Raw genomic sequence first — 15,854 nt, forward strand, 5'->3', positions numbered from 1 at the left:
TGCTGGATTTTTTCTTTTCATAAAAAATTTGAATAAAAAGAAGCAAGTGGGGTATTAAAAGGAAGAAGAAAAATTTTGTAACACGTTTTTTTACTATTAAAGAGCTGAGGGTGAACTGGATGAAAAAGATGAATCGTGGAATCGTAACAGCATTATCTGCCATTGGCGTTGCGCAAGGATTAAAGGTTTTTACACATAAGAGAAATACAGGTGAATGGGATTGGCGACCGTTGTTTCAGACGGGTGGTATGCCAAGTTCACATTCAGCCGGCGTAGCGGCACTTGCTTCTTACGTTGCGGCAAATAAAGGGACACGCCATACTGAAACAGCGTTAGCAGTCGTTTTTGGCTTTATCGTTATGTATGATGCGCAAGGAATTCGTCGTCATACAGGCGAGATCGCCCAACTCGTAAACAATTTAGAAGATGAATTAGTCGCGTTTTCTGGCGATTTCCCAAGTTTCCAGTATACGGAACGTGAAGGCGAGCTAAAAGAATTGCTTGGCCATCAACCAATTGAAGTACTTGGCGGTGCATTATTCGGCGTTGCTTACGGTCTCATTGCTGCTAAGCTCGAGAACGATGAACGTCGTAGAAAACGTAAATATGGACATCGATTGGAAGGTTCAGACCGCGTATCCTGGGATTGAGTTTAATTTAATAGCATGTAAAGGCAGCCGAAAAAATTTGGCTGCCTTTTTTATATGGTCGATTTTCATATTGGCATTGCGTCGGAATTTTCTTTTTCAAGAGAGAAAGTAAATTAGGAGATAATTGGATAGTTGCTCCCAAATCCTAAAAGTTGCTCCCAAATCTCAAAAGTTGCTCCTATTTTTGAAAAGTTGCTCCAAAACTTCAGGAAGGTCAATACATTTTCATTCAACATCCGAAAGTTGAGTTATTTATAAGTCCCTTCAAGTTTTTTTACGAAATCCCCCATCGAATGGTACGGTGCAATGCCTTGTCTTTTCAATTCATATGGAGAGTCTTTTAATTTTACATTTCCCGTTACGGTTGTGAATGCTAATCGCATGCCCGCATCTTGGGCAGCTTGAATGGTGATTTGATTGTAGTGACCAAAAGGATAGGCAAGATATTTAGTTCTGACAATGTCATTTGAAAAAGCTTTTCCGAGTTGGGCACTGCCGTTCTGAATATCTTGTAAGATTGCTTCATATGATTCCGTTGTGAACATGCCAGACTTCGCCCCTGACTTGTAAAGATGCATGTCATTGGAATGGTGTTGGTAGTCGTAGACATCGACAGTTGCCTTGATTTCTTTTAGTCCAACATATTGCAAATCGCTCGCGATCCAATACTTTGCGGATTGCCTGATCTTCCCTGTGATGACGAAGGAAGTCGCCCGAAAATTCATATCTTTTAATAGAGGATAAGCTAAATCCACAGTAGAGGTTATCCCATCATCAAATGTAATGGCTACGACTTTTTCTGGCATATTATTTTGTAAGCTCAACCAGTCGTCTAATTGCTGCATCGAAATGGTCTTCCACTTATTATCCTTCAAATAGCGCATTTGTTCTTCAAATTGCATGTATTCAATCGTCATATTATTGTTGGCATGATCGGACAGTGCCTTATCCCACATCAAGTGATGATACATCAAGACGGGAATTCCGTTGTCAACGTTCGTATTCGATTTGTGAATGTACCCTTTCGTTCCGCCAAAATTAAACTCGTAATACCCCTTGTCCTCTTTGATGACAGGGATTCGTACACTAGGATTCACATAGCCAAGAAAAGCTGATTTACTTTTTGGATGAGATAATACAATCTGTCTTGATTTAGGTATTGCAGTAAATTCCCCTTTTTCTAAAACGAGATTTTTAGGAGACTCCACTTTTTCGGCATAATTTTTATCCACATATACAAAACCATTTCCAAATGCAACGTGATAAGATGTTTCGTCCTCTGATACTAATTGATATGTTCGACCCTTCATAAAAGTCGCAAAACCAATCCGTTCATCATTAAGATGCACAAAACCGCCTACATTGGAAAAAGGTTTAATGGCATAGGTAGATGTTTCTTCAGCTTCTGTATGAGAAGAAAAGAAAATAAGTGTAAATAAGACTACAAAAACAAAAGAATACTTCTTAAAATTGATATAGATGATGTCCAAACTCCTAGTTGAATGATTTTATTTTAGTATAATAGTAATGTGTTGAGAAATATATAATTTATGGAAAAAAAGTAAATTAAATCACAATTTATATTTTGAATTAATTGATAGTATGCTAGGACATTGGAAATTATAATGAAAATAAAAAGTATTATTGGGGGAAGTAACTTGCTTAAACTACAGGAGATTAATAAAGATAATTGGATTGATGTCATTCTGATGTGCAGTGGGGAAGATCAGCAGAACCGCATTTTTGAAAAAACGATTGCTTCTAATTGTCTATCTATTGCGCAAGCAAGTATTGATGATCAATGGATTACGAGAGCTATTTATGATGAAGATCAATTGATTGGGTTTACTATGTATGGGCATTCCGATGAGTTAGAGGGTTATGAACTTTGCCGGTTGATGATTAACTATCATTTTCAAGGAAAGGGGTATGGGAAAACGGCACTGGAATTGATTGTGGAAGAAATGAAAAAACAAACCACAGATTCGGAAATTCTTGTGTGTTTCCAGCCTGATAACGAACATGCGAAAAAGCTTTATGAACGTTTTGGTTTTAAGGACACTGGGAGAACTATTAAAGGGAATGTGGATGAATTGGTTTATTCATTCACTTTCGACCGATAATAAGTAGAATGGGCGGCCTAAATTTTTCTTTGAAAAACTAACTTAAACTTAGGATGTTACTTAAAAGATTAATACAGAAATAATGAAATCTATTTCATTAACAGTCATGAACAATTCTTGATGTTTCGATTAAAGGGGAGGGGGTAGAGAATTAGTAAATGTCAGGAGGAGATTCTGAATGGTCCAAGTTAAAAATACGTATTATGTTGATGTAATGGCGGAGAGTGTTCTGCTCGAGCCGTTGGAGAGCACGAGTTTTGTGATTCACGCAACTGAGCATGAGGCTGAGGCGCTACGACAGGCATTTGCGGTAAAGGATGAAACGGATATGGAAACGTATGTTGACGCTCACATACCGTTTATTGATTATCGCCACGATCCAGGCAATGCGCACCATGATGCGGTTCAACGTGTCATTTATTCGATTATTTACAAGTTAGGTAATGATGAAGCAAGAAGACATATTGAAGAGATGGGGATTCTGACGGTACGCAAGTCGGATAATCCGAGTGATTATCAGCCTCATCGTTGAGAGAATGTTAATGGTTATTAAATGCAGATGTTCGAATCCAGCAACTCTTAGTTGTTGGGTTCTTTTTTTATGGCGAACGTGGGGAAGCGGCTGAAATTATATCTTCAGCCGCCTGTTTTAGTGCATGAAGGAGATGTTTCTTTTAGTTACAGTTGGGGTTTTAGATTAATGTACTACTTCTTTTAATTCTGAGATGTCGACTTCAGAACGTTCTTCGAGTGAGCGACGTAGATGGACAGTTGCGAGTTTGCCATCTTCATGAACTTGGTCAATCCAGACGGAGACTCCGTTATAAGTGACGTCGATTTCTTTTGGCGAGTTGACGATTTGTTTGATGCGGTTCAGTTCCAATTGTATTCCTCCTTGATGAAAAATTGCTTATTCAGTTTGAATTAGTTTGAGTTTGAATGCCGGTTATCATGTGAGGTTTTGAAAAAAATTAAAAATGATTTTTTTAGGGACACGAAAGACTCGTTGGGATTATAATGTGTAAAGACTTCGTATTTTTTAGGGGATTTGGTTGCATGTTAAATAAAATCAATAAAATGCTTGTAAAAATAATGGCGTTTTTCATTCCAGTTTGTTTAGTGATTGGAGTGTTACTGTCCGAATGGTTATATAATTTATCAGGATTGATTCCTTGGATATTTGCTTTCATGACGTTTGCAGGCAGTTTAAATTCTAGTTTTACTTCGATGAAACAAGCATTGCTCTCGCCATTACCGTTAGTAATTGCCCTATTATTTTTACATGTGTTGATGCCGCTTTGGGCGTTAGGAATAGGGCATTTGGTGTTTCATGATGATATGTTCACGATTACTGGCTTGGTTCTGGCAATGGCTATTCCGACTGGTATTTCGAGTGTTGTGTGGGTTGCCATTTACAAAGGAAATATCGCGTTGTCATTGTCGATTATTTTGATAGATACGATGTTGTCACCGTTGATTGTGCCATTAACAATGTCGTTGTTGGTCGGTGGAAATGTTGAGATGGATGTTTTCAGTATGTCCCAAGGATTAATTATGATGATCGTGATCCCATCGATTGTCGGGATGATGCTGAATCAACTGATGAAAGGAAGAAGGGTGCAATTGCTCAGTGAGCAGCTCTCACCTATTTCAAAAATTGGCATGGGTCTAGTGGTGATGTTAAATGGGGCGGTAGTTGCGCCTTATTTGCTGAACGTAAGTGGGAAGTTGATTGTTATTGCCATCGTCGTGTTTTTCATTGCGTGTAGTGGGTATTTATTATCCTTTTATTGTGGAAAGTTGTTCAAACAGGATAAAGAAACAGTGATTGCGTTACTATTCAATGGTGGCATGCGAAATATTAGTGCGGGCGCAGTCTTGGCTATTTCCTATTTTCCGGCAGCTGTCGCAGTGCCAGTGGTAATGGGGATGCTTTTTCAACAGACATTGGCTTCGGTTTTTGGTGAATGGATTAATCGGCACTACAGGAAAATTGATGAGGTGTATTGAGATATCAAATAGATCATTTGCAGCAAAAAATTTAATTAGATTAATGTGTAAATTAACATGTTAAAAGATGTAATTGAAGAAGGAATTGTTATATAATTAATAATATAATAATTAGTATTTTCTGGAATAGAATATCGTTACTCGCATTTGGAAGCGGCTACTGAGCATGTGGTTGAGTGGGAGGTAGTTTTATAGCTTTAAAAGGATGGCCGTTTACGAACGGCCATTTTTTTATGGAAAAAATACTAGGAACTTACAAAATTGCTGGAATATATAGACTTTTATCCCTATGATGAATTATGATAAAAGTCTATACATGATTGGGGTGAGTGAGTATCTCTAAGCGGATTAAATGGCGAATCTTAATATCGACAATTGTACTGTTACTGTTTTTAATCAGCTTGCTCAATTCCGAAGCTGTTCCTTTATGGCAACTCGTTGCACTCCCAATATACATGTTTTTTGGATGGTTGATTGGATTACAGGTCGATAAGTATTTGCATTCAAAGCGAGAACATGATTCAACCAAAAGTGTGTTGAATGACTATACATACGCATTAGATTCTTCGTTTGATGCGATTGGAATCATGAGTGAAGAAGGATACCATGAATTTGTCAATGAAGAATTGGGTAGGTTGTACGGGTATCAGAAAGAAGATTTAATATCAACACATTGGGAAAGACTTTTTACGGTGGAGTCTATTAAACACATCCATGAAAATCTTTTTGCTGAAATTAAGAAAAATGGATACGTTAGATCTGAGGCTACTGGGGTCAAGAGTGATAGTTCTACATTTCCACTGGAAATCACCATGTCCTTATTAAATGAAACTCAGAAAATACTGGTGATCATTCGTGATATTACGAAGAAAAAGCTATATGAAGAAATGAGGAAATATAAAGCTGAACATAACGATTTAACCCATCTTCCAAATCGCCGGAAGTTGAATAATGATTTCGAAACGTTTGCCGATAAATCTCTGGAGACTTCGGTATTATTCATTGACCTGGACCGTTTTAAAATTGCTAATGATACGTTGGGACGTGAAGTAGGAGACCAACTATTGATTGAAGTAGCAGAACGCTTAAATTTCTTCAGTAATAAGACGACCAAAGTGTATCATTTGGGTGGGGACGAATTTGTCGTCGTAATACTTAAAGGTGATAGGGAATTTATTCAAAACATCGCTGTGGACATTGGGGAATACATAAAAGAACCTTTCTACATAAAAGGAAATGAGATTTTTGTGACGGCGAGTATCGGCATCAGCTGCAGTCCTAAACATACAGAAGATATGAATGAGTTAATTAAGATGGCAGACACCGCGATGTATTACGCAAAATTGGATGGAAAAAATACATACAAATGGTTCAATACGACTTTAAAAAAGCAACTTGAAAGAAGAACTCAGATTGAAAATGAACTTAGAAAAGCGATTCGAAATGAAGAACTGTATGTGGTGTATCAGCCAAAATTCAATCTACATACTTCCCAACTTGCGGGAATTGAAGCGTTAATAAGATGGGACAATCCAACTCTCGGCTTGGTACCACCGATGGAATTTATTCCAATTGCTGAAGATACTGGCCTGATTAATGAAATAGGCAACTGGATTATCAACGATGTTTTATCTCAGATGAGGAAATGGCAGGATAAAGGGCATTCTGTGGTAAAAGTATCAGTGAATGTATCACAGCGTCAATTCAGAGATTTTCATTTCATTCCTTTTATCGAGTCATGTTTATCTTCTTATAATATTGAATCTAAATATCTGGAAATTGAAGTGACGGAAAGTGTAATTGAAAATATTGAATTGGTCATGTCAAAAATCAATGAATTGAAAGCGATGGGAGTCGGAATTTCAATTGATGATTTCGGTACAGGTTTTTCTTCGCTGAGCATGCTGAAGAATTTGCCTTTTGATACATTAAAAATTGACCAATCGTTTATACGGGATTTAATCGATAACAGTAAGGACATCTCCCTTGTGAAGACGATTATTTCAATAGGAAAAACGTTTAATCTTACTGTTGTGGCAGAAGGAATTGAGACAGAAGAACACCTCCATCTTCTGGACGAGTTGGATTGTCCAATGGGCCAAGGATACTTTTTCAGTAAACCTATTCGACCCGAGCAACTCGAAACAGAATTTTTTAATGTATCACAAAAGATTTAGGAACACTTCCAGTGCATGATGCTGGGAGTGTTTTTATTTTTTAGTGTAGCGAGGTAACCTTATGCAATATTTGGAAGATGTAACATTCGTCATCGAACAATTACCATTCCTTCACACTGGCTTAATAGTTGAGTGTTTTACTAATAGGGTATTAATAATACCAAGGAGGGTAAACATCTTATGAAAAAAACAGTTACGATTGGTCTTTCAATGGCTATACTTGCAACGTCTGCAATGACAGGTTTTGCACAGAATCAGAATGATATCAAATCTAGTAACAAACATTATTTGAACCAAGAAAGTAATCAAATTAAAAGTGTTGAATTCAGCTCGATGAAAGCCCCAAGCACAATTGAAGATATGGTTAAGACGTATAGTGAATCAACAATAAAAGTCACGTATAAAAATGGGAAAGTTAAAGAAACGCCTTTAGATTATCAATCTCTCTTCTTATCAAAAGATAAAATTGTCGACAATAATGGCGAAATGATCCCTGCAGGGACGCCTATTGACGCAAAAGGAAATCCAATTGTCGACAACAGTGTGCCAGATCAACCATCTTACTTTGTGTCCGATGCTCCTGACTCGAACAGTATGATTAAAATCGGTGGGAAAATGTATATTATTTCTCATTATGAATATGATTCAGTGGATAACGCTGGAAATTCGATTTCTGGCCTGCCAGCATCCATGACTTTAACGCAAGTAGATCAAAACAAAAAAACAGGTGAATTAACAGTAAATCATGCGAAAAAGATTGATTTTGAAAATGTAAATGGACTTTGGACGCCTTGTAATGGTTCAACGACTGATTGGGGAACTCACCTTGGTTCTGAGGAGTATGAACCGGATGCGCGTTCATTCGAAAACCCTAATTCAAGTTCATACAAAGCTGTAACTAACTTTGCCAATTACTATTTCGGTGATAAATCCAAAGCGAATCCTTATTTTTATGGATGGACTCCTGAAATTTCGATTGATAATCAAGGAGAAACTTCTGTAGTGAAACATTATAGTACAGGCAGATTCTCTCATGAAGTCATGCAATTGCTACCAGATAATAAAACGGCAATATTCGGTGATGACGGTGGAAATACGATGATGTTCATGTATGTGGCAGACAAGGCGAAGGATTTATCTGCAGGAACTCTATACGCTGCGAAATTCGATCAGACGAGTGCTGAAAATGGTGGAGCGGGAGATCTTGAGTGGATCAAACTTGGTCATGCAACTGATGACGAAGTAAAAGCTATCATTGATAAAGGAACTAAATTCAGTGATATTTTTGAAACTGCAGACAGTCCGACAGAAGGATTTACGGCCATTAAAACACAGGCAAGCAAAAATGTGGAATATCTTAAAATTAAACCTGGCATGGAGAAAGCTGCAGCATTTATGGAGTCACGCAGATATGGAGCGATGTTAGGAGCAACTTCTGAGTTTAACAAGATGGAAGGAATTGCAGTTAACAAAAAAGATAATAAAGCGTATATCGCCATGTCTTATCAAAACGGAAGTATGCTGAAAGAACCTGGTAGCGTTAAGGATGATATCCAGCTTCCTGAGCGAAAATCTGGGGCAACATGGCAAATTGATTTAGACGAAAATAAAAAAGATACCAACGGAAGCGGCATTGACAGTGAATTTGTACCAGCCAAAATGAATGCAATGATCATCGGGGAAGATTTAAAATCACCTGATGCTTATGGCAATACAGCTGCACAAGATAAAGTAGCTAATCCAGACAACTTGGATTTCTCAGATGATCTAAATACGCTTTTCATCGGTGAAGATAGCAGTATGCACACGAACAATTTCGTCTGGGCATATGATATTCAAACACAAAAACTATCAAGAATCTTATCAGTACCTGTTGGCGCAGAAGCAACTGGTCTACGTGCTGTCGACAATGCAAAGAATTCTCGCTATATTCTAAGCAACTTCCAGCATCCGGGAGAAGACCTTGAAGAGAAGGACATCACAGCAGTCGATAAAGGTAAGCTCGAGGAAGCGATGAAAGAAGCAATTGGTATTCAAGAAACAGGAGGAGTAGGTTACATTTCAGGTTTGCCTTCTAAAAATTATGGGAAATAGGAAATCAACCTATATGTTAATGTGCGGCGTATTTTAATTAGGTCCGAGAAAATTTCTTACTCTTAATAGCTGCATTTACATGAAATCACTTAGACTTTGCTTCAATGACCCCAAAATAGAGTTTTTCATTGGCAATTTCGGCATGAAAAACTATGCCCATGGTTCTTAGTTGTAATAATCGGGCTTCACGTAGGAAAAATTGGCGTTGACGTAGGAATTATCGAGGGTGACGTAGGAAAAATCGTTGATCACGTTGTAAACACATCTTTTGGCAAGACCTCAAGAATAATTTATAAATGGAATTCAGCAGAGTGATTTGCTGAATTCCATTTTTTTTATGAATCATAAACCTCAATCCACACAAAAAGCAACCTAGGTAGTTAGGTTGCTTTTGTGTGTTCAGCTTTAATTTTATGCATCCGTTTCTATAAATGAAATTACCTTGTTAATTTTACTTCTTTTACACCATTGGCTGGAATCGTCACTTGCATTTCAATCAACTGTTTCGTTCCATATAATTTGTTTTCAACAATCTGCCCATTCGTTCCTTTGTAATTTCCAGGCTTCATATAAAATGGGATATTTACCGTGATTTCTTTATTTAAGCGGTTAGTTATGGTTGCTGTTTGTGTGACTTGTGTTCCATCATTCGGCAGTGCAAATTTATGTTCAAATGAAACTACTCCTGCTGTTGTGTTTCCATTTTGATAGACTGGCATTGAACGATCTGGTCCTTCATAGATATAAGAATTAAAATCAGCCTTGTCTACCTCTTTTTGGAATACGCGATATCCTACCCAAGGCATCGCTGAAAGTTCAATGGATGCTGTTGTAGAGTATAAAATACCGTCTTGATTCGTGATATTGTCAATATGAGTATGACCATGAAGTGAGATATTCACCTTGTTCTGTTTCATAATATCAATCAAATCAAGTGCACCCTCGCCATGCCATTGCTGATCATACTTTAATCCGAGCTTTTCGCCTTTTACCAACGTCGTCAGATTTTGTGGATTGTGTTGTGTGTCGTATTCTTTCCAGTATTCTCCCACTTCTGGATCGCTTGATGGCCAGATATCTTTGTCACGCCAAATTGGGTTGTGATGTGAAAATAATCCTCTTACTTGATTTTCGGAAGCGGTTTGTCCGTTTTTCGCTAAGTCTTGTTTTATCCAGTTCAACTGCTCATCCCGGATTTGTCCACCCCACGTTGGAACAGAAAGTGAGCCATGTCCTTGTCGATCAAATTTATGCCAGTCGAAAGAATTATAACCAATCATATGCGCGTAAGAACCGTAATCGAATGAAAAGTACTGGGGTCCAAAATATTGTTCCCAGTATTTTGCTCCATCAGCAAGTGTGGCGTCTTGTGCGTAAAAATCATGATTCCCTGGAACGATATAAACGGGTACGTTTAATTTTTTTAACATGCGATAAGTTTCTTCATACTCGTAAATATATTCTTGTGGATTCAATTGGCCGAACATTAAATCACCTGTCATCACAACAAAGTCAGGTTTCAGCAAGTTTACTTGATTGATTGTTTTTTGTAAGTATAGCCAGCGTTTGGACTCGTCGGGATTCCACATGCCTGCTTCTGTTGCGTTAGCTGGGTCATTTATATTTCTTGGTGAACCAACATGAATATCGGTTAAGTGTATAAATTTGAAATCTTTTTTAAACTCATTGATTACCTTTACGGAGTTAGGTTCCTCGTCCGTTACACGAGTTCCATTTGCGGTATAGGAAATTTCCAAATCATATAAATTTTCTGCAATGTCATCTGGAATGGAAACTGTCACATTATAGATGGAAGAACTTTCTTTCCAATGAGAAGAGCCTTTTTCCACTTGTGTGACTGGCAATGAAAATTCACCTTCAACACCAGAGTTTTGTGTTTGATTAATTTTCACGTCCCACCCGGCTGACTCTTTACCCTTCGTATCAACTTGTACGGTTAGACTTGTCCCATTCTTTTTGATTGCTGGAGTAGCTAGTAATGGATAAATAATATTTTCTACTTTTGGATCAATTGCGATATTTGGTACCTGATCTAAAAAATGAGTTGATTTTCCGAAACCGCCATCTTGCAAATCTACACTTGATACCGCATTTACATAAGCAACTGGAACGGCTAAGGAAACAATCGTTAACAGTGGTAAAACTTTTTTATTCCATTTCATTTGTCTCACTCCTTTTTTCGTACTGCATTAAGTTTAGCAAGCTACTATTAAGGGACCATTACTTGCATTTAAATGCTTTGTATAGATTATTTCTAAAGTGTGTCATTATTTTGGAAAGCGTGTGGATGATGGCGGCTGAAACTACACCTTTCGCCGGTTTGTTGTGGATGAAAGGAGTTTATACTTCCGTTTACAAAGATAGACGTAGCGCTTATGCACTTTATAAATATGAAAATTATCGTAACCGAAAATTTTGAAGTTGATAAAATAGATAGTTAGTTGTTATATATTGTTAGAATTAATGGTATTATTAACCTATTATAGGTAGAGTGGTAGAGGAGTATTTGAGTAGATGAACAATGAAATCCTAGTACGGAATCATGTCAAAGTCTTCGGTGAAGGGACAAAAACGATTATTTTTGCACATGGTTTCGGGTGTGACCAGTCCGTGTGGCGTGATGTAGCGCCAGCATTTTCTAAAGATTATCGTGTCGTCCTGTTTGATTATGTGGGTTCAGGCAACAGTGATAAAGAGGCTTATTCGATAGAGCGATACGAATCATTGCGCGGATATTCGCAAGATATCATCGACATTTGTGATGCGATGGACTTAAAGAACATTGCATTCGTAGGCCATTCAGTAAGTGGGATGATTGGTGCGTTGGCGAGCATTGAGAGACCTGATCTAATGGAGCAGATGATTATGATCGGCCCCTCACCTTATTATTTAAATGAACCTGGATATTCGGGTGGATTTGATAAAACGGATGTTGACGCTCTACTTGATATGATGGAAATCAATTTTCGCGAATGGGCTAAGTATTTGGCACCAGTGGCGATGGGTGAAGCTGCCGAGCCGGACATGACAAAGAGTTTTGAAAATACGTTGTGCTCAAACGATCCAAACATTGCGCGAAAGTTTGCTGAAGTAACGTTTACTTCAGACTCCCGGGATGTACTTGGTGAAGTGAAGACACCAACGCTGATTTTACAAACGCAATACGATGCAATCGCTCCTGTGGAAGTTGGCCAATATATACATGCAAAAATTCCGTCTAGTGAGCTTGTACTGATGGAAGCGACGGGTCACAATCCACATATCAGTTATCCTGAAGAGACTGTTGCTTGCATAAGTGCGTATTTGAAGAAGTGAAGGGAGACGTTGTAATGGAAGAACAGTTAAATTTGGCACCTTGTGGTTATTTAGTGATGAATCAGAGCTTTCATGTGTTAGAGATGAATCAAACATTACAAGATATGCTTGGTGTAGAAGATTCGCCTGTTCATTTACACGACATTTTGACGACACCTTCTCGAATCTATTTTCAAACCTATTTTGCACCTTCCATTACAATACACGGGAAGTAAATGAAATGTATTTGACGTTGAAAGGGAAAGAACATCAAATTCCGGTATTAATGAATGCAGTGAAACAACAAGAAAGATATGTATGTGTAATGGTACAGATGAAAGTGCGAGATGAATATGAAAACGAGCTTTTGATGGCAAGACGAAGAGCCGAGAGAATTCTTCACGATACGGATGAAGCCAATAAAAAATTACAAGAGTTACTGAAAGAAGTAGAAGAAAAACAACAGGAGTTGTTGGATTTGAATAAGGATTTGCAGGATCTTGCGTTAACGGACCCGTTGACAGGTTTGAAGAATCGACGGTACTTACAAGATAAAATCATGGAATTTATAGAGTTGGCGAAGAGTTCGGAAAATGAAATGTTTTCACTTTTGCTGATTGATGTGGACCATTTCAAGGAAGTAAATGATACGCATGGTCATCCGATGGGGGATGCTGTGCTGAGAGAGTTGTCATGGAAGCTATTAAGGGAAACAAGGGACCATGATATTGTCGCTCGAGTCGGCGGAGAAGAGTTTATGATTTTGTTGCCAAACAGGAACGAAGAAAGTGCACGAGTGATTGCCGAGCGGATTCGCCTAAATGTCGATCATGGACCATGGGCTCAAAAGAGAGTTACAGTCAGTATTGGCGTCACATCTTACAAGTTTGGAGACACCCCAAGTTCTTTATATGCCAAAGCGGACCAAGCGCTTTATATATCCAAAAATGCTGGACGTAATCGTGTGTCTGTTAGCTGAATTTGAAAACCCACTAGAATTGGAATCTAGTGGGTTTTTGTGTGCATAAAAAGTATTTCATTTTTTGTATGATATGTCTTCCAGAAAACCTGCAATGCGTCTTAACTTTTCTTCCATCCCGCTCAAACTTTTATCGGTGATGGGGGGATGGTGGGCTAAAGTATGTAAGGAATCGCTGATATGGTGCAGTTCAGTTTCAATTCCCTGAAGCACGGTAATTAATGAAGTGATATTTTCTTCATTCATTCATAAGTCCCTCCTTGTAAATTGTGACGTTTCAATTATTTTATTATTTTGTCGAGCTCTTAAGAACACTCTTCCTTTTTATGCAAGTTAAAAGGGTTTACAAAAAGGGGGAGGAAGGGTAGAAAAAGGACAAGGAATGATTGATCAAGAGGAGGAAACACGGATGAATAAACGAGTAGTTGGAATATATAATAGCGAAGAAGCTGTTATGCTGGAAATCGATAAATTGAAATCGCTTGGTCACAATGAAAGTTCGATTTTTGTGCTGGCACAGGATTATACACGCGCATCAGCAATTGCACAGCAAACAGGAGTACAACTCGAGGATATTCCTGAAGAAGGCAATATGGAACCACAAGGCACAGGCATATTCAGTAAAGTATTTTTTGCATTGGATTATGATACGCAGCATTCTGGCGTCGCGTCAGTGTTAAAGTCTGCTGGTGTAACTGAAGATGAAGTCGGTCTTTACGTACGGAAAATTGAACAGGGGGATATGGTAGTTTTAGCGAATGAAAATGCACCACATCAGCCTTATTCGGATGAAAGTGATGCGGGCTATGCGAATGAGGAACAATCCATGCAGTATTATGAAACTGCAATGACTGGGGAAAACGGTCACATCTCTTCCCATTCAGGAAGCAGAAGGTTTGCGGATCATGACCAAACAAGTCATATGTATGAACAGAATCAACAGCAATCATTAGACCCGATTCAAGATGAACTAGTACCAGGCCGTAAGACGGCATCTCATGGTGCAGTTACCAGTTTTTCTCCCCTTAAGAAAGATGAAGTCTATGTCGAACATATTTATTTTGATAGTTTTACAGCGCCAATTGAGACCGATGATGAAGAGTTAATTCGTGTGCCAATTATTGAAGAACGTGTAAAAGTCATAAAAGAAAAAGTAGTAACAGGCGAAATCGTTGTCCGAAGAAGAACGATGTAAGCTGACTAGATAACCTTCTGGCACTTCCGCCAGAAGGTTATTTTTTTTGTGTTATCTGGAATTCGCGAGCTGATGTCTAGAATTCATTACAACTTATCTGCATTTATGCAAAAAACCCCATTCAGATAGCTGCGGTCCGTTTTGAAAAAATATTGTGGCAATTTATTTCTGAGAGGAAATAATTCTTAGTTTATGTTCCAGTAATAAGGATAGAATATCTCGAAGCTTTGTAAGACTGGAGAAATCAAAGATGGTTTGTGCGAGTACATTTATGATGGCTAGAAGTAGGAAAAACCATACGGTTCCTAAAATAACGATGTCCAAATATTCAAGCGTAATTGACCGAGATAAAAGAATACCGCCTAAAAAAGTCAACACCGGAAATAAATAGATTTGTATGGATGTGCTCATGCGTGTTCCGAATGATTTTTTTCTGGAAACATTTTCGATTTCATTTCGAACAATTTCTTCAAGTATCAGAATGTTATCCAGATCCGTTAATGATAATTGAAGTTTATATTCGAGAATATGTATCCAGATTGCAACTTCTTCATCATAATTTTTTTTGAATTTATGGATGGCGTTATTCTGTAAAATATCATGCTTCAGATACGAATCAAATAGGGTGTAAACTAAATACCCCGTAAAAATGGTAACAGCAGATAAAACGTAATAGTTGGTTACAAACAAAAAGAGACAGATGAACAATGAGGCTGGCATACTGGCAATAATTAGCCGGTTTTTCCAACTGGTCACTTTAATATACCTAAAAATCATCGTCAATTTTTTAAGTGGATCATTAAATATGTTGTTGTAGCTTTCATAAACGGTGAACATTACTTTATTCATTAAGATTCCCTCCAATCTCTTTCTATATATATGGAACAAGAGTGGGGAAATATAGGCACTTGGGATTATTACTACTCTTTATATAAATTTTATTACTACGATGACTACACTTTTTTCAAACAAATTCCTGCAATTTCAGACAAAAATCTTTATGATCAAATAAAATATATTACCACCTTGTATGATTTTTTGAAAAAGGAACATTCTATATGCAACAAGGAGGTGAGCAACATGGCAAACAACAATTCAAGTAACAAATTATCAGTACCAGGTGCAAAACAAGCTTTGGATCAAATGAAGTATGAAATTGCACAAGAATTTGGTGTACAACTAGGCGAAAACGCTACATCGCGTGCTAACGGTTCCGTTGGCGGAGAAATCACTAAGCGATTAGTAGCACAAGCCCAACAACAATTAAGAGGTAATCAAAATTCATAAAAAATGGGTCGGCAGATTATTCTG

General features: G+C 37.8%; 16 protein-coding genes. 11 read left to right on the forward strand and 5 right to left on the reverse strand.

Features of this window, described 5'->3' with window-relative positions; all coding sequences use genetic code 11:
* The first annotated feature begins 119 nt into the window (after positions 1-119).
* Positions 120-650, forward strand: coding sequence for a divergent PAP2 family protein (locus tag M9R32_RS09025; protein WP_269926410.1), 531 nt, complete (start codon positions 120-122; stop codon positions 648-650).
* A gap of 248 nt (positions 651-898) precedes the next feature.
* Here the strand turns inward: M9R32_RS09025 and M9R32_RS09030 are convergent, their stop codons facing one another.
* Entirely contained in the window at positions 899-2,140 is a 1,242-nt protein-coding gene (locus M9R32_RS09030; protein WP_269926411.1) for a polysaccharide deacetylase family protein, read from the reverse strand.
* 168 nt (positions 2,141-2,308) lie between these two features.
* Between M9R32_RS09030 and M9R32_RS09035 the strand changes: the two genes are divergently transcribed.
* Together M9R32_RS09035 and M9R32_RS09040 are read left to right on the forward strand one after the other, a co-directional pair.
* Complete coding sequence (locus M9R32_RS09035; protein WP_269926412.1) at positions 2,309-2,773, forward strand: GNAT family N-acetyltransferase; 465 nt, start codon at positions 2,309-2,311, stop codon at positions 2,771-2,773.
* A 178-nt stretch (positions 2,774-2,951) separates the two neighbouring features.
* On the forward strand, positions 2,952-3,305 hold the full coding sequence (locus M9R32_RS09040) for a hydrolase (protein WP_269926413.1): 354 nt from the start codon (positions 2,952-2,954) through the stop codon (positions 3,303-3,305).
* 165 nt (positions 3,306-3,470) lie between these two features.
* Here the strand turns inward: M9R32_RS09040 and M9R32_RS09045 are convergent, their stop codons facing one another.
* Positions 3,471-3,656, reverse strand: a complete 186-nt coding sequence (locus tag M9R32_RS09045) for an H-type small acid-soluble spore protein (RefSeq protein WP_269926414.1) — start codon at positions 3,654-3,656, stop codon at positions 3,471-3,473.
* A gap of 173 nt (positions 3,657-3,829) precedes the next feature.
* Here M9R32_RS09045 and M9R32_RS09050 point away from each other — a divergent pair, with 173 nt between their 5' ends.
* The 3 genes from M9R32_RS09050 to M9R32_RS09060 all read left to right on the forward strand — a co-directional run bounded on the left by M9R32_RS09050 (position 3,830) and on the right by M9R32_RS09060 (position 9,054).
* Positions 3,830-4,783, forward strand: coding sequence for a bile acid:sodium symporter family protein (locus tag M9R32_RS09050; RefSeq protein WP_269926415.1), 954 nt, complete (start codon positions 3,830-3,832; stop codon positions 4,781-4,783).
* Between the two features lie 329 nt (positions 4,784-5,112).
* On the forward strand, positions 5,113-6,960 hold the full coding sequence (locus tag M9R32_RS09055) for a sensor domain-containing protein (RefSeq protein WP_269926416.1): 1,848 nt from the start codon (positions 5,113-5,115) through the stop codon (positions 6,958-6,960).
* A 180-nt stretch (positions 6,961-7,140) separates the two neighbouring features.
* The gene (locus tag M9R32_RS09060; RefSeq protein WP_269926417.1) at positions 7,141-9,054 is read left to right on the forward strand and encodes a PhoX family protein; all 1,914 of its coding nucleotides are present in this window, start codon (positions 7,141-7,143) and stop codon (positions 9,052-9,054) included.
* Positions 9,055-9,491: 437 nt separating this feature from the next.
* Here the strand turns inward: M9R32_RS09060 and M9R32_RS09065 are convergent, their stop codons facing one another.
* Positions 9,492-11,237 carry a metallophosphoesterase family protein gene (locus M9R32_RS09065; protein ID WP_269926418.1) on the reverse strand — a complete coding sequence of 582 codons (1,746 nt, stop codon included), beginning with the start codon at positions 11,235-11,237 and terminating at the stop codon, positions 9,492-9,494.
* Between the two features lie 352 nt (positions 11,238-11,589).
* On the opposite strand from M9R32_RS09065, the gene M9R32_RS09070 reads away from it, so the two are divergent.
* The 3 genes from M9R32_RS09070 to M9R32_RS09080 are packed head-to-tail and all read left to right on the forward strand — an operon-like array spanning position 11,590 to position 13,348.
* Complete coding sequence (locus M9R32_RS09070; RefSeq protein WP_269926419.1) at positions 11,590-12,390, forward strand: alpha/beta fold hydrolase; 801 nt, start codon at positions 11,590-11,592, stop codon at positions 12,388-12,390.
* 14 nt (positions 12,391-12,404) lie between these two features.
* The gene (locus M9R32_RS09075; RefSeq protein ID WP_269926420.1) at positions 12,405-12,605 is read left to right on the forward strand and encodes a hypothetical protein; all 201 of its coding nucleotides are present in this window, start codon (positions 12,405-12,407) and stop codon (positions 12,603-12,605) included.
* A 5-nt stretch (positions 12,606-12,610) separates the two neighbouring features.
* Positions 12,611-13,348 (forward strand): GGDEF domain-containing protein, encoded by a 738-nt coding sequence (locus M9R32_RS09080; RefSeq protein ID WP_269926421.1) that lies wholly within the window; start codon positions 12,611-12,613, stop codon positions 13,346-13,348.
* Positions 13,349-13,405: 57 nt separating this feature from the next.
* Here the strand turns inward: M9R32_RS09080 and M9R32_RS09085 are convergent, their stop codons facing one another.
* Positions 13,406-13,594: a hypothetical protein gene (locus tag M9R32_RS09085; RefSeq protein WP_269926422.1), complete on the reverse strand. Its 189-nt coding sequence runs from the start codon at positions 13,592-13,594 to the stop codon at positions 13,406-13,408.
* A gap of 163 nt (positions 13,595-13,757) precedes the next feature.
* On the opposite strand from M9R32_RS09085, the gene M9R32_RS09090 reads away from it, so the two are divergent.
* The gene (locus M9R32_RS09090; RefSeq protein WP_269926423.1) at positions 13,758-14,543 is read left to right on the forward strand and encodes a general stress protein; all 786 of its coding nucleotides are present in this window, start codon (positions 13,758-13,760) and stop codon (positions 14,541-14,543) included.
* A gap of 162 nt (positions 14,544-14,705) precedes the next feature.
* Here M9R32_RS09090 and M9R32_RS09095 read toward each other — a convergent pair whose 3' ends face one another.
* Positions 14,706-15,392, reverse strand: a complete 687-nt coding sequence (locus M9R32_RS09095) for a hypothetical protein (RefSeq protein ID WP_269926424.1) — start codon at positions 15,390-15,392, stop codon at positions 14,706-14,708.
* A 231-nt stretch (positions 15,393-15,623) separates the two neighbouring features.
* Here M9R32_RS09095 and M9R32_RS09100 point away from each other — a divergent pair, with 231 nt between their 5' ends.
* Positions 15,624-15,830 carry an alpha/beta-type small acid-soluble spore protein gene (locus tag M9R32_RS09100; RefSeq protein WP_016428168.1) on the forward strand — a complete coding sequence of 69 codons (207 nt, stop codon included), beginning with the start codon at positions 15,624-15,626 and terminating at the stop codon, positions 15,828-15,830.
* The last annotated feature ends 24 nt before the right edge of the window (positions 15,831-15,854 follow it).

The organism is Paenisporosarcina quisquiliarum (genome assembly GCF_027563315.1).
Classification (GTDB): domain Bacteria; phylum Bacillota; class Bacilli; order Bacillales_A; family Planococcaceae; genus Paenisporosarcina; species Paenisporosarcina quisquiliarum.

What these genes read in the sequence shown, in the direction of transcription:
- M9R32_RS09025 (WP_269926410.1), top strand. Translation starts at nt 120, where the DNA reads ATGAAAAAGATGAATCGTGGAATCGTAACAGCATTATCTGCCATTGGC.
- M9R32_RS09040 (WP_269926413.1), top strand. Translation starts at nt 2,952, where the DNA reads ATGGTCCAAGTTAAAAATACGTATTATGTTGATGTAATGGCGGAGAGT.
- M9R32_RS09050 (WP_269926415.1), top strand. Translation starts at nt 3,830, where the DNA reads ATGTTAAATAAAATCAATAAAATGCTTGTAAAAATAATGGCGTTTTTC.
- M9R32_RS09060 (WP_269926417.1), top strand. Translation starts at nt 7,141, where the DNA reads ATGAAAAAAACAGTTACGATTGGTCTTTCAATGGCTATACTTGCAACG.
- M9R32_RS09065 (WP_269926418.1), bottom strand. Translation starts at nt 11,237, where the DNA reads ATGAAATGGAATAAAAAAGTTTTACCACTGTTAACGATTGTTTCCTTA.
- M9R32_RS09070 (WP_269926419.1), top strand. Translation starts at nt 11,590, where the DNA reads ATGAACAATGAAATCCTAGTACGGAATCATGTCAAAGTCTTCGGTGAA.
- M9R32_RS09075 (WP_269926420.1), top strand. Translation starts at nt 12,405, where the DNA reads ATGGAAGAACAGTTAAATTTGGCACCTTGTGGTTATTTAGTGATGAAT.
- M9R32_RS09080 (WP_269926421.1), top strand. Translation starts at nt 12,611, where the DNA reads ATGTATTTGACGTTGAAAGGGAAAGAACATCAAATTCCGGTATTAATG.
- M9R32_RS09085 (WP_269926422.1), bottom strand. Translation starts at nt 13,594, where the DNA reads ATGAATGAAGAAAATATCACTTCATTAATTACCGTGCTTCAGGGAATT.
- M9R32_RS09090 (WP_269926423.1), top strand. Translation starts at nt 13,758, where the DNA reads ATGAATAAACGAGTAGTTGGAATATATAATAGCGAAGAAGCTGTTATG.
- M9R32_RS09095 (WP_269926424.1), bottom strand. Translation starts at nt 15,392, where the DNA reads ATGAATAAAGTAATGTTCACCGTTTATGAAAGCTACAACAACATATTT.
- M9R32_RS09100 (WP_016428168.1), top strand. Translation starts at nt 15,624, where the DNA reads ATGGCAAACAACAATTCAAGTAACAAATTATCAGTACCAGGTGCAAAA.